10 protein-coding genes are annotated in these 13119 nt (G+C 63.4%); 3 read left to right on the top strand and 7 right to left on the bottom strand.

Annotation, left to right across the window (positions count from 1 at the left end; all coding sequences use genetic code 11):
- Positions 1 to 349 precede the first annotated feature (349 nt).
- Positions 350 to 1399, bottom strand: a complete 1050-nt coding sequence (locus tag C7440_RS17710) for a CobW family GTP-binding protein (protein ID WP_017524243.1) — start codon at positions 1397 to 1399, stop codon at positions 350 to 352.
- An 86-nt stretch (positions 1400 to 1485) separates the two neighbouring features.
- Between C7440_RS17710 and C7440_RS17705 the strand changes: the two genes are divergently transcribed.
- Positions 1486 to 2640 (top strand): GNAT family N-acetyltransferase, encoded by a 1155-nt coding sequence (locus C7440_RS17705; RefSeq protein ID WP_017524242.1) that lies wholly within the window; start codon positions 1486 to 1488, stop codon positions 2638 to 2640.
- A gap of 70 nt (positions 2641 to 2710) precedes the next feature.
- On the opposite strand, the gene phaR is transcribed toward C7440_RS17705, so the two are convergent.
- From phaR to C7440_RS17680, 5 genes are all read right to left on the bottom strand, one after another.
- Positions 2711 to 3280 (bottom strand): polyhydroxyalkanoate synthesis repressor PhaR, encoded by a 570-nt coding sequence (gene phaR, locus C7440_RS17700; RefSeq protein WP_026067897.1) that lies wholly within the window; start codon positions 3278 to 3280, stop codon positions 2711 to 2713.
- A gap of 95 nt (positions 3281 to 3375) precedes the next feature.
- A complete protein-coding gene (phbB, locus tag C7440_RS17695; RefSeq protein ID WP_017524240.1) occupies positions 3376 to 4113 on the bottom strand; it encodes an acetoacetyl-CoA reductase in 738 nt (245 codons plus the stop codon).
- A 57-nt stretch (positions 4114 to 4170) separates the two neighbouring features.
- The gene (gene phaC, locus C7440_RS17690; protein WP_116519402.1) at positions 4171 to 5805 is read right to left on the bottom strand and encodes a class I poly(R)-hydroxyalkanoic acid synthase; all 1635 of its coding nucleotides are present in this window, start codon (positions 5803 to 5805) and stop codon (positions 4171 to 4173) included.
- A 124-nt stretch (positions 5806 to 5929) separates the two neighbouring features.
- Positions 5930 to 6739 (bottom strand): peptidoglycan editing factor PgeF, encoded by an 810-nt coding sequence (pgeF, locus tag C7440_RS17685; RefSeq protein ID WP_017524238.1) that lies wholly within the window; start codon positions 6737 to 6739, stop codon positions 5930 to 5932.
- Positions 6727 to 7689, bottom strand: coding sequence for an RluA family pseudouridine synthase (locus C7440_RS17680; RefSeq protein ID WP_026067896.1), 963 nt, complete (start codon positions 7687 to 7689; stop codon positions 6727 to 6729). Before C7440_RS17680 ends, pgeF begins: the two co-directional genes overlap by 13 nt.
- Before the next feature lie 88 nt (positions 7690 to 7777).
- Between C7440_RS17680 and C7440_RS17675 the strand changes: the two genes are divergently transcribed.
- Positions 7778 to 8584: an outer membrane protein assembly factor BamD gene (locus C7440_RS17675; protein ID WP_040548915.1), complete on the top strand. Its 807-nt coding sequence runs from the start codon at positions 7778 to 7780 to the stop codon at positions 8582 to 8584.
- Here C7440_RS17675 and yoaA read toward each other — a convergent pair.
- The gene (gene yoaA, locus C7440_RS17670) at positions 8581 to 10590 is read right to left on the bottom strand and encodes a DNA repair helicase YoaA (RefSeq protein WP_017524235.1); all 2010 of its coding nucleotides are present in this window, start codon (positions 10588 to 10590) and stop codon (positions 8581 to 8583) included. The two genes, C7440_RS17675 and yoaA, sit on opposite strands and share 4 nt — an antisense overlap.
- 117 nt (positions 10591 to 10707) lie before the next feature.
- Between yoaA and tex the strand changes: the two genes are divergently transcribed.
- Positions 10708 to 13077: an RNA-binding transcriptional accessory protein Tex gene (tex, locus tag C7440_RS17665; protein WP_116519436.1), complete on the top strand. Its 2370-nt coding sequence runs from the start codon at positions 10708 to 10710 to the stop codon at positions 13075 to 13077.
- The last annotated feature ends 42 nt before the right edge of the window (positions 13078 to 13119 follow it).

Below are 13119 nucleotides of genomic sequence, written 5' to 3'. Positions count from 1 at the left end.
ATGACGCACTTGCTGCCGGCATGGCGGACGAGAATGTCGGCACATGGACCCATTTACGGGTTTGCTGGGCACTATGAGCGTAAGGTATCAAAACCACCCTGGCTAGGCCGGACTGGAATCCGAAGCCGGGTGTCAATTATTTTTTGGGTTTGCTTAAACCCGCCTGAGGCGCAATCCGCAAGAAACGGCGGCATCGAAACGGGTAATGTCGGAGAGCTTCGCAGGTTCGCCCTTGGCGAACGGCATGAAAGGCTTCAATCACGACGACGTAAATATTAGCGATTTCTAAGTCTTATTACACCATTGCGCGCTTCATATTGCAATCTTTACTCTGCGAAAACCGTTATTTTTACAACGGCGCGCCGGTTTCGATACCTTCGCCGTCCAGAATGTCACGCAACTGCGCCAAAAAAACCGGCGCACCGCTTCCGTTCACGATGAAGACCAGGACCGGCCGCAGCGCCTCTGCCCTGCCTTGCGGGAGATCTGGCAACTGCTCGACCGGATAGAGCTGGCGATGGACGCCGTGCACCGCGCTGAAATGCCCTTCGCCCTGGAAACGCAGCAGGCCCTTGAGCCGCAGCAGGTCGATACCCGGCAGCTCATGTATGCGCCCCATGGCCCGGCTGAAAGCCGCATGGGAGACGTCGTTCATGACAGGCAGGGTAAAGACCTGGACCGCGCCGTGAAGAAATTTGCGAGCTGCGGGGTTTCCGCCGCCAGGACTTCTTTCCAAGAACAGCCCTGCCGCGTCGCGGCCGATGGCTTCGCCCACCGTTGCGGCCGCCAGCAATTCATCCAGCCCGGGCAGCGACTGCTGATCGAACAAGCGTGCCTGCGCGTTGACCTCGAGTATGGCTGCGGCCAACGCGTCCCTGGCCTCCGGCTGGACCAGGTCGCTTTTGCTGAGCACCACCGCATCGGCCTGCACAACTTGCTGCAAGGCCTGGGCGTGGTCCTGCAAGTGGGCCTGACCATGCACGCAATCGGCCACGGTAATGCAGCCCGCATAGACATAGCGGTCGCGCAGAAAGCCCTCGTACTTGAGCGTGTGCATCACCGCGGCAGGATCGGCCAGACCGGTGGTTTCGATGAGAATGCGGGAAAAGGCCGGAATTTCCTTGTGCAGGGCGGACAGAAACAGCTCGCGCAGGGCCTCGACCAGGTCGCCGCGCACGCTACAGCATACACAGCCCGACTCGAGCAGGATGACGTTGTCGCTGATGTGCCTGACACGTTCGTGGTCTATGCCTATGGTGCCCACTTCGTTCACCAGCAGCGCAATCCGGCGTACGGCTTCGGGGTCGGCCCGCTCGGGCGACAATACCCGGTTGAGCAGTGTCGTCTTGCCGCTGCCCAGGAAGCCGGTGACTACGGTGACTGGAATTCTATTGCTCATTGCTCGCACCCCCGCTCGAAAATCACTACACTTGGATGGGCTGCCCAGGAAGGGCGGCTGCGTATTCTTCGATTCACATTTTTGCTTTGGTCGCCGCCTTGTCCGAACACTTTGCTCTGGTTGAACATATCAGCGATATTAACGCCGAACACTGGAACAGTCTGACCGAAGGCCATCCGCTGGCACGACACGAATTCCTTCTGGCGCTGCAAGAAACCGGATGCGCCGCGCGCGAAACCGGCTGGTCGCCGCATTTCCTGGCCCTGTATCGCAACCAGGAGCTTGCCGCGGCAATGCCGCTGTATCTCAAGTTTCATTCGCGCGGCGAATATGTGTTCGACATGGCCTGGGCCAGGGCATTCGCCCAGCATGGGCTGCAGTACTATCCCAAGCTGCTGTCGGCCATTCCATTCACTCCCGTCCCGGGGCCCCGGCTGCTGGCCCGCGACCACCACGACCGCGTGCTGCTCGCCCGCCAGGCCATTGCGCTGGCCCGGCAAAATGAGCTTTCGTCCCTGCATGTGCTGTTCCCCACGCCGGCCGACCTTTCCGCACTTGAAGAGGCCGGCTTCATGGTTCGCGAGAACATCCAGTTCCATTGGCATAACGAGGGCTATCGCGACCTGGATGAATTCCTTTCCAGGCTCAACCAGAAGCACCGCAAGAAGCTCAAGCAGGACAGAAAAAAATCGATGCAGGCCGGCCTGCACTTTCGCTGGCTCGAAGGGCGCGAAATCGACGGCGAGGCATTGGCGTTCTTCTATGAATGCTATGCGCGCACCTACTTCGAACACGGCAATCCACCGTATCTTAGCCAGCGCTTCTTCGAGCTTCTGCTTGAACGCATGCCCGAGAACCTGTTGCTTGTCATGGCGTGCCGCGGCAATGAGCCCGTTGCCTGCGCCCTGAACATCCGCAGCGAAGACACTTTGTATGGGCGCTACTGGGGCACGACGCAGTTCGTGTCCGGACTGCACTTTGAAACCTGCTACATGCAGGCCATCGAATACTGCATATCAAGAGGTTTGCTGCGATTCGAGGGCGGCGCGCAGGGCGAGCACAAATTGTCGCGCGGCATGCTGCCGACACGCACCCACTCGGCCCACTGGATACGCGACGCCCGCTATGCCAATGCCATCTCCGAGTTCCTTGAGCAGGAAACCGCCATGATGGACGACTATGCCGACGCCCTGCACGAACACAGTCCCTATAAAAAAGCCATTGATCCGCAGAACGGCTAGGTCTTTTGCCGGACCCTAAGGCCTGGCGCCGCATTGCCCGTTGCAAAGGCGGCAGGCAGGTCCCTGCCCGCTACTTCTTTTTATCGGTATCGGGGGAAGCGGCGGGCGGGAAGGGAAACACGCTGAACATGGACCGGGTCTGGTCCTGCATCTGGTCCTGCATCTGAACGAACAGGTTCTTGCTTTGGTCGATGTAGTTGTTCATCATGTTCTGCAGTATGGGCGTCTGCACGTTCATGAACTGGGTCCAGGCCTCGGGCCCGAACTGGCTTCCGTACAAGCCCTTGGACTGCTCGGCCATGCGCTCTTGAATCTCCATGAAGGCCTGGATGTTCTTGTCAAGAAAAGACCCCATCACACCCTGCATCGAATGGCCATAGAAGCGGATGATCTGCTGCAGCGCCATCGACGAGAAAATGGGCACCCCGCCGCTTTCTTCTTCGAGAATGATCTGCAGCAGAATGCTGCGTGTCAGATCTTCGGACGTTTTGGCGTCGACGACCTGGAACTCTTCGTTCTCGAGCACCAGTTGCTTGACATCAGCCAGTGTGATGTAGGCGCTGGTCTTTGTATCGTAGAGCCGGCGGTTCGGATATTTTTTGATCAGTCTCGGCGAGCTGGCCGTCTGGGATTGCGTCATGGTTGTCTGGGCGGATGCGAATGAAGTACGGTTGAAGAAAGCGCCGCGCTGCCAGAGCGCGGTTTTGCCTGCGGGCACTGCGTCTGCTGTTGCCTTTAGCCCATGTGCAGGCCGCCGTTAAGGGAAAAGTCTGCACCGGTGGCAAAACCCGACTCGTCGGATGCCAGCCAGGCCACCATCGACCCGATCTCGTCGGGCGTGCCCAGCCGCTTGACCGGAATGGTGCTGACGATTTTTTCGAGCACGTCGGGGCGGATGGCCCGCACCATGTCGGTGCCGATGTAGCCCGGCGAAATCGTATTGACCGTAACGCCCTTGCTTGCGACCTCTTGGGCCAGCGCCATGGTAAAGCCATGGATGCCCGCCTTGGCGGTGGAGTAGTTGGTCTGGCCGAATTGCCCCTTCTGGCCATTGACCGAACTGATGTTGATGATGCGCCCCCACTGGTTTTCTATCATACCCTCGATGACCTGCTTGGTGACGTTGAACAGGCTGTTGAGATTGGTGTCGATGACGGCGCGCCAGTCGTCCTGGCTCATTTTGCGAAAAAGGCCGTCGCGCGTGATGCCCGCGTTATTGACCAGTACCGATACGGGCCCGTGCTCGGCCCGGACTTTTTCGAAGGCCGCCACGGTGGAATCCCAGTCGGACACATTGCCCACCGAGGCGTGAAACTTGTATCCCAAAGCGACCTGTTCGCCGAGCCACTGTTGATAATCGCGGCTTGGGCCGCATCCTGCCACGACCGTATAGCCTTCTTTGGCCAGGCGTTGGCATATGGATGTGCCGATGCCCCCCATGCCGCCTGTGACGTAAGCCAGTTTACCGCTCATTTTGCTTCTCCTTGACGCGAACAATTCTTGTGGGCCCACGCTGTGGCACGATGGCCGCTATTGCGATCGCACCGTTACGTAACGCCCCGGCGCCGGCTCGATGGGCGTGTGGCGGGCGTTGCCAAGCTTGCCCGGCGCCTTCTTGCGCGGCCCCGAGTGCCCGGCGAGCCAGTGTGTCCAGTCGGGCCACCAGCTGCCCGGATGCTCGGTTGCGTGGGACTGCCAAAGGTCGGGATCGCCCGGCATGTCGGGATGGGGAACCGTGCCCGATGCCGCCCAATAGCTGCGCCGGCCCTGCGAGGGTGGATTGATGACGCCGGCAATGTGGCCGGAGGCGCCGAGCACGAAGCGCATGGGGCCGCGCAGCAAGGCCGTGCTGGCATAGGCCGAACGCCACGGCACGATATGGTCTTCGCGCGATCCGTATATGTAGGCGGGCATCGACAGGGAGCCCAGGTCGATGGCCTGGTCGTCGATCTTGACGTGGCCTGGAGACTTGAGGCGGTTTTCGAGATAGGCGTTGCGAAAATACCAGGTGAAGAAAGGCCCCGGCAGATTGGTTCCGTCGGCGTTCCAGAACAGAAGATCGAAAGCCTGGGGGGCTTCGCCCTTGAGGTAGTTGTCGACGACGTAGTTCCAGACGAGCTCGTTGGGCCTGAGGAAGGAAAACGTGGTGGCCAGCTCGCGGGCGGACATCAGGCCGCCGCTGCCGAGCTGGCGCTCGCGTGTCTGGGCGTGGAATTCGTCGACGAAGACATCGAGCACCCCGGTGTCGGTGAAATCGAGCAGCGTGGTAAGCAGCGTGAGCGAGGCGACGGGATCTTGGCCGCGCGCCTTGGCCAGCGCCAGCGCCGACGCCAGCAGCGTGCCGCCGACGCAGAAACCCAGTGCGTTGATCTGCTTTTGGCGGCTGATGTCGCGCACCGCTTGCACCGCCTCGAGGACGCCCTGCTGAAGATAGTCGGACCACGTGGCGGTATCGACGTCGCCGTCGTCGCCTACCTGGGGGTTGCGCCACGACACCATGAATACCGTGAAGCCCTGCTCGACGGCGTGCCGGACGAAAGAATTGCGGGGCTGGAGATCGAGTATGTAGAACTTGTTGATGCAGGGCGGTACGACCAGCAGGGGACGCTGGTGCACCGTGTCGGTAAGCGGCGCATATTGGATAAGCTGCATGAGCCGGTTTTCATGGACCACCTGCCCCGGGGTGAGGGCCAGGTCGCGGCCCACCACGAAACGGGATTCGTCGGTTTGCGTGATGCGCCCTTTCTGTATGTCGGCCCACAGGCAGTTCAGGCCGGCGCACAGCGATTCGCCCCCGCTGTCGAGCATGCGCTGCTGCGCTTCGGGGTTGGTGGCCAGAAAGTTGGATGGCGACATGGCTTCGACCCACTGCATGCAGCTGAAGCGCAGCCGGTCGCGTGCGCGCTCGGGCAACGGTACCGCATCGACCATTTGCTGTATGGCCTTGCCCGACAGCAGGTAGGCATGGGCCATGACGAGGCTGGAAGGGTTGGATGCCCAGGCGTTGCCCTTGAATCGCCGGTCGGGCGGTGGCGCCAGCGTGCCCTGCTGAGCCTGGAAGAGCATGTCGGCCCAGCCTTTGGAGAACTCTGCCTGAATGCTGGCCAGCTTGTCGGGCGAGACGCTGACCGGGACAGGCCATTCAGGTGAAGACGGGGCTTGCATTGCAGATCCTACACAAAACTCTTTGGCTGAATGTTGTCCTGCAATAAAGGCACTGTCAATCAGGGTAAGTCGCTAGGGTTTGACGTGCTGCCCGGGCGTACAACTGAAAGACGAAGCAGGTAGGCTATTTGTCCGCCAGCCAGGCGACCGTCGCCATGCGGCCGGTCGGGCCATCGCGGCGATACGAATAAAACAAGTCGGCGCGCGCATGGGTGCAAAGGCCGCTGGCCTGCACTTGGTGAACGCCGGCACGCTTGAGGCGGTGCTCGGCCAGCCCCGCAAGGTCGGCCTGCCACTTGCCGGGGCGGCCCGGCGCAAAAAACCGCGCGGCCGCGGCATCGGGCCCGACGAAAGCCGAGCGCACGTCTTCGCCCACTTCGAACGCCTGCTGGCCGATGGCGGGGCCCACCCAGGCTCGCCAGCGCGAATCGGCCGGTGCCCTTGCTTGCACGGCCGCCAGTGTGTTCTCGAGCACGCCCCCCGCCAGTCCGCGCCAGCCCGCGTGCGCGACCCCCAGCACCGACCCGCGCAGATCGCAAAGCACGACCGGCAGGCAGTCGGCCGTCATGATGCACAGCACACGCTCCCGAACTGATGTAATCGCCGCATCGGCTTCCGGCGGCGCCACCCCGCTCGGACCCGCATCGGCGTCGAATACGTCGACACCATGCACCTGCTTGAGCCACAGAGGGGCATCGGGCAGCATCGATGCCAGCCGCTCGCGATTGACCGCCACCGCCCGCGCCTCGTCGCCCACGTGCTCGCCCAGATTGAAGGTGTCGTAGGGCGCCGCGCTGGCGCCGGCAGCGTGGCCCGCCGCCGGCCGGCCTTCGGCGCCTTCCGGTTTGCTCAAGCGCAAGGTGGTGAAATAGCCCAGCCCCGGCCATTCGTCTCCCGTGGCTACAGGCATGCCTTGCCAGTTCACGATTCCCATTCGATTTCCTCGAGGGCGGCGGCAAAGTCGGCAGGCAGTTCGGCGGCAAAGGAAAGGCGGCGGCCAGACCCCGGATCATCGAAGCTTAGCGCGCGGGCATGCAGCATCTGCCGCTGCATGCCCGGCGACGTCTTGCCGCCGTACAGCACGTCGGCGACGAGCGGATGCCGCAGGCTGGCCATGTGAACACGGATCTGGTGGGTACGGCCGGTTTCAAGGCGACAGACCACTTCAGTAACCGGCGCACCCGCGGGCAGGCGCCCCACCCGCTTCGGCTCGTAATGGGTAATCGCCTGCTTGGGCGCAATGGGCCGGTCGGTGGACATGCGCACCGGCACCCGCGCATCACGTCCGATGGCTTGATCGACGGTGCCGGCGGCGCGCAGCACGCCATGCACCAGGGCAATGTACTCGCGGCTGACGCTGCGGGCCTGCAACTGCCGGACAAGATGGGTCTGGGCCCGCTCGTGCCGCGCTACCACCAGCAGGCCAGAAGTGTCTTTGTCGAGCCGATGCACGATGCCCGCCCGCGCCACTTGGGCGAGCTCGGGAAAACGATGGAGCAGGCCATTGAGCAGCGTGCCGCTCCAGTTGCCCGCGCCCGGATGGGTGACCAGGCCGGCCGGCTTGAAAACCACGATCCAGTCGGCACTTTCGTCTACTATCCCGAATTCGACGGGTTCGGGCGCAAAGGCCAGTGCCTCTGGCGGCTGTTGGCGCCACACGGTGATTTCATCACCCGGGCCGACCAGTTGCTTGGCACGCGCCTGGGCGTCATTGACCAGCACGTGGCCGCTTTCGATCCAGCCCTGCAGGCGGCTGCGGGAATGCTCGGGGATGAGCCTGGCCAGCACCTTGTCCAGGCGCTCTGGGACAGCCTTGGAAGGCTGGCGGAAACACAGGGGTTCCGGCGAAGTTAAACTGTCTGGATCGCTATTTGTGTCAGGCATGGCGACAAATCATATAATCTGACTGCATGCTAACACCAAGGACTATTTCGTGATTCGCTCCGACTCCCTATTTTCCCGCTTTTCCGGCCTGAAACACTGGTCGCGCGCCCTGGGTGCGCTGGCTGTCGTCCTGGCGGTATCCGGCTGCGGCTCGTTCAAGTCCGAAGTCGACCCCACCGCGGGATGGAGCGCCGAACGCCTTTACCAAGATGCACGCACCGAAATCAGCGACGGAAACTGGAACGAGGCCCGCACGCGGCTCGAAGCAGTCGAGGCACGCTATCCGTTTGGCGGATACGCCCAGCAGGCCCTGATGGACCTGGCCTACGTCAACTGGAAAGACGACGAACCCGAACAGGCGCTTGCCGCCATCGATCGCTTCCAGCAGCAGTATCCCAATCATGCGGGCACCGACTACATGCTGTACCTGAAGGGCCTCATCACCTTCACGCCCCCCAGCGCGGTGTTTTCCCGCATCACCCGCCAAGATCCCAGCGAGCGCGATCCCAAGGGCCTGCGCGAATCGTACGAGGCCTTCAACGAGCTGATCAACCGCTACCCCGACAGCCGCTACGCTGAAGACGCCCGCAAGCGTGTTGCCTGGCTGGTTACCACCCTGGCCCAGAACGAGGTGCATGTCGCCCAGTATTACTACGAACGCAAGGCCTACGTGGCGGCGGCCAACCGCGCGCAAACCGTGGTCACCGACTTCCAGGGCGTGCCCGTGGCCGAAAAGGCGCTGTATATCATGTACTTGTCGTACGACAAGCTTAATCTGACCGACCTGCGCGACGACGCCAAGCGCGTGCTCGACCAGAACTACCCCGACAGCAAGTACTACGAACAAGGCCTTGACGAACCCGTCAACGGCTGGAACCCAATGAACTGGTTCTAAAGCAGCGGTATTGTGGGTGCCGGCTTGCGCGCCGCATAGAACGCCAGTGCCTGCGCCGGGTCGCGGGTGCGCGCGAAAGGCGGCAGGCCGCGCCACAGCAGGCGCCCGTAGGGCTTGTCCACGATGCGTGTGTCGCCCACCATCAATACCCCCCAGTCGGTTTCCGAGCGTATCAGCCGGCCCGCCCCCTGCTTGAGGGCGATGGCGGCTTCGGGCACCTGGTACTCCATGAAAGGGTTGCCGCCATTGTTGCGGCACTGGTTCAGGCGCGCCTCCAGCACTGGGTCGTCGGGCGGTGCGAACGGCAGCTTGTCGATGGCCACCAGCGTCAGCGCGTCGCCCGGAACGTCGATGCCTTCCCAGAAGCTGGCACTGCCCACCAGCACGGCATCGCCGCCGGTCCGGAAGCGCTCGAGCAAGGCACGGCGTGAACTGTCGCCCTGCTTGAGCAAAAGCCGCTCTATTCCCCGCTCTTCGAAGCGCTCTTCCAGCAGCTCGGCAATGCGGTCCACCGCACGCAACGTGGTGCATAAAACCAGCGTGCCGCCCGGCGTCGCCTCGATCAGGGGGGCGAGTACGTCGACGAACTTCTGGTTGAAATTGGGATGGCTGGGCAGCGGCAGGCCCTGGGGCACCAGCAGCAGGCCCTGCGTGGAGTAATCAAAGGGGGACTCCCATCGCAGGGTCTGCGCGTCCCACAAGCCCAGCTGGCGCTGGAAATGCCCGAAATCGCCATGCACGGACAAGGTGGCGGAAGTCATGATCCATGTCTGGTCGGGCCGCCGATAGCGGGAAAAAATGCGCGCCACCGACAGGGGCGCGCTATGCAGCCTTAGATAATGGGTGCCGGCTTCTACCCAACGCACGGCCGGCTCGTCGGCAGAGGGATCGGCCTGCAGGGCATTGTGGCCCTGGCGATCGGGCTGGCTCCATTGGAACAGGCGGGCGCGCAACTCCAGGCAGGTGTTGGCCGCGGCAGCCAGGTCGGGGTGTTTGTCCGATACCGCCTGCAGCAGGCCGCAGGCGGTGTCCATGGCCTGCAGCAGCTTGCCCAGCTCTGCGTCGAACTCTTCCGCATTGGGCAGCGCGTCGAAGGTGGCCTTGCGGCCCGGCACGCGGTCCAGCGGCGCCGCGGCCAGGCGCAATGCCCGCGCGCCCTGCTCCACAGCCTTGCCGGCCTCGCTCCAGTTGGTCGCCTCGCGGGCGTGCGCCAGGCCCGTGGCCTCGATGGTGCGCGCCAGATCGAGCAATTGATGCGACGATACGCTGACGCCCAGGAAGCGGGTGGCGATGTCGGGAAGCTGATGCGCCTCGTCGAAAACCACCATGTCGACCGAGGGCAACAGGTCGGTGATGCCTTCTTCGCGCAAGGCCAGGTCGGCCATGAAGAGCGCATGATTGACCACCACCAGGTCGGCCTCCTGGGCCTGGCGCCGCGCCTTGAGCACGAAGCAGTCGCGCACATGCGGGCATTCCTGGCCCAGGCAGTTTTCGCGCGTCGATGTAACCCGGCTCCAGATATCGGCTTCTTCAGGGATCTCAGCCAGCTCCGCCCTGTCGCCCGTGCGCGATTTTTGCGCAAATACCTGTATCTGGCGCAATTGGCCCACCTCGGCGCGCGACTTCAGGGCGCGATCGTCGCCCGACAGGCGCTGCAGGTGATAGTGGCAGACGTAGTTGCCGCGCCCCTTCAGCAGGGCCACGTTGATGGGCAGCGCCAATGCCTCGCGCAGTCTGGGCAGATCGCGACGAAAAAGCTGGTCTTGCAGGGTGCGCGTGCCGGTTGACACCAGCACCTTCGCATTGCTTAGAAATGCGGGCACCAGGTAGGCCCATGTCTTGCCCGTGCCCGTACCGGCTTCGGCGATAAGGGTTGCATGGTCGTGCAGGGCCTGGCCTATGGCCTGGGCCAGTTCCAATTGGGCCTGGCGTGGCCTGTAGCCCTCGACCTTCAAGGCGATGGGGCCCTGCTCGGAGAAAATTTCGGTCAGCTCTTGCGACAGCATCGGGAACGCTTCTTTACAATATTTGCTTGGCTCACAGCGGATAATACCCGGCAGTCTCCCGGTCGTGACGTACCTTGTGGCAAAATGCCCCGCTTGAACCTGTTTTTCAGATTGGCCATGACTCGTACTTCCGCAGCACTCTTGCCCGACGCATCCGCCCAGGGCAAACCCGAACACATCATCGCACTGCTCGCCCACGAACTGGGCGCCAAGCCGCCCCAGGTGGCCGCGGCCGTCGAGCTGCTGGACGGGGGCGCCACGGTGCCCTTCATTGCCCGCTACCGCAAGGAAGCCACGGGCGGCCTCGACGACACGGTGCTGCGCAACCTTGAAGTGCGCCTTATCTACGTACGAGAACTCGAAGAACGGCGCGCGGCGGTGCTGGAATCCATCGAACAGCAGGGCAAGCTGAGCGAAGGGCTGGCCCGCGAGATACGCGCCGCCGACACCAAGCAGCGCCTGGAAGACCTTTATGCGCCCTATAAGCCCAAACGCCGGACGCGCGCGCAGATTGCCCGGGAAGCGGGGCTGGAGCCCCTGGCAGATGCCATTGTAGCCGACCCTGATTGCGATCCCGCCGCACTGGCGGCCCAGTACCTCAACCCCGAAGCGTCCATCAATGACGCCAAGGCGGCGCTGGACGGCGCGCGCGACATTCTTGCCGAGCGCTATGCCGAAGACGCCGATCTGCTGGCCGATCTGCGCGAACACCTGTGGAACACCGGCAGGCTGTACTCCAAGGTCGCCGATGGCAAAGAGGCCGAAGGCGCCAATTTTCGCGACTGGTTCGATTTCAGCGAAACGCTGCGCACCCTGCCTTCTCATCGGGTGCTCGCCCTGCTGCGCGGGCGGCAGCAAGGCATGCTCGAACTGCGCCTGGGCCTGGAAGCCGAGCTTGAAGCGCAAACGCCCCACCCCTGCGTTGCCCGCATCGCACAGCGTCTGGGCCTCGATGTCGATTTCTCGGCCGACGCCCCGCCCCGCAGGCGCTGGCTGGCCGAAGTGTGCCGCTGGACATGGCGCGTGAAGCTGCTTACCGCCTTCGAGACCGAGCTCATCGGCCGCCTGCGCGAAAACGCCGAGGCCGAGGCCATACGCGTGTTCGCCGCCAACCTGAAAGACCTGCTGCTGGCGGCCCCCGCCGGCCCCAAGGCGGTCATGGGTCTGGACCCGGGCATACGCACCGGCGTCAAGGTTGCCGTCATCGACCACACCGGCAAGGTGCTCGATACGGCCACCGTCTACCCCTTTGAGCCCAGGCGCGACCGCGAAGGCTCCATCAAGACCCTGGCGGCGCTGGCCACGCGGCATCGCGTCGAACTCGTTGCCATCGGCAACGGCACCGCCTCGCGCGAAACCGAGAAGCTGGTGGGCGACATGCTGCAGGCCTTTCCCCAGCTCGAGCTTACCCGCGTCGTGGTCTCCGAAGCCGGCGCATCGGTGTATTCGGCCTCTGAACTGGCTGCGCAAGAATTCCCCGACCTGGACGTCAGCCTGCGCGGCGCGGTCTCCATCGCCCGCCGCTTGCAAGATCCCTTGGCCGAACTCGTCAAGATCGAGCCCAAGGCCATCGGCGTGGGCCAGTACCAGCACGACGTCAACCAGCGCGAGCTGGCGCGCTCGCTCGACGCCGTCATCGAAGACTGCGTCAATGCCGTGGGCGTCGATGTCAACACCGCCTCGGCCGCCTTGCTCAGCCGGGTCTCGGGGCTGAACTCCCTGCTTGCACGCAATATCGTCGCCTGGCGCGACGAAAACGGCGCTTTCGCCAACCGCAAGATGCTGATGAAGGTTACGCGCTTTGGCGACAAGGCCTTCGAACAGGCTGCGGGCTTCCTGCGCGTCGCCAATGGCGACAACCCGCTGGACGCTTCCGCCGTTCACCCCGAGGCTTATCCCGTGGTCGAACGCATCCTGAAGAAAATAAGCGCCGACGTCAGCCAGGTCATGGGCAAGCAGGCCGCCCTGAAAGGGGTGTCGCCCTCAGAGTTCACCGACGAGCGCTTCGGCCTGCCCACGGTGCGCGACATCTTCGCCGAGCTTGAAAAGCCCGGCCGCGACCCGCGCCCGGAATTCCAGACGGCTCAGTTCAAGGAAGGCGTCAATACACTCAACGATCTGCACGAAGGCATGATTCTCGAAGGCGTGGTCACCAACGTGGCCAACTTCGGCGCCTTTGTCGACATCGGCGTGCATCAGGACGGCCTGGTGCATATCTCGGCGCTGGCCGATCGCTTTGTCAAGGATCCGCGCGACGTGGTGCGAGTCGGCCAGACAGTCAAGGTCAAGGTGCAAGAGGTCGACATCGCCCGCAAGCGCGTCGGCCTCACCATGCGCCTGGACGACGATGCCGCGCCCGCAGCACGGCGTGGCGGCAACGCCGGCAGCGATCGTCCCCGCGGTGCAGGCCAGCCCCGGGCGGGCCGCGCCGAGGCTGGCCAATCGATGGGCGCCATGGCGGCGGCGTTCGCCAAGCTCAAGCGCTGACTCCGTTCCCGCGCAACGCCAAGGCCATTAGCAAAAGCATCA

This window comes from Pusillimonas noertemannii, from assembly GCF_003096595.1.
In the GTDB taxonomy this organism is placed as follows: Bacteria; Pseudomonadota; Gammaproteobacteria; order Burkholderiales; family Burkholderiaceae_B; genus Pusillimonas; species Pusillimonas noertemannii.
Note: the sequence above shows the minus strand (reverse complement) of the source record. Positions and strands in the feature narration are given on the sequence as shown.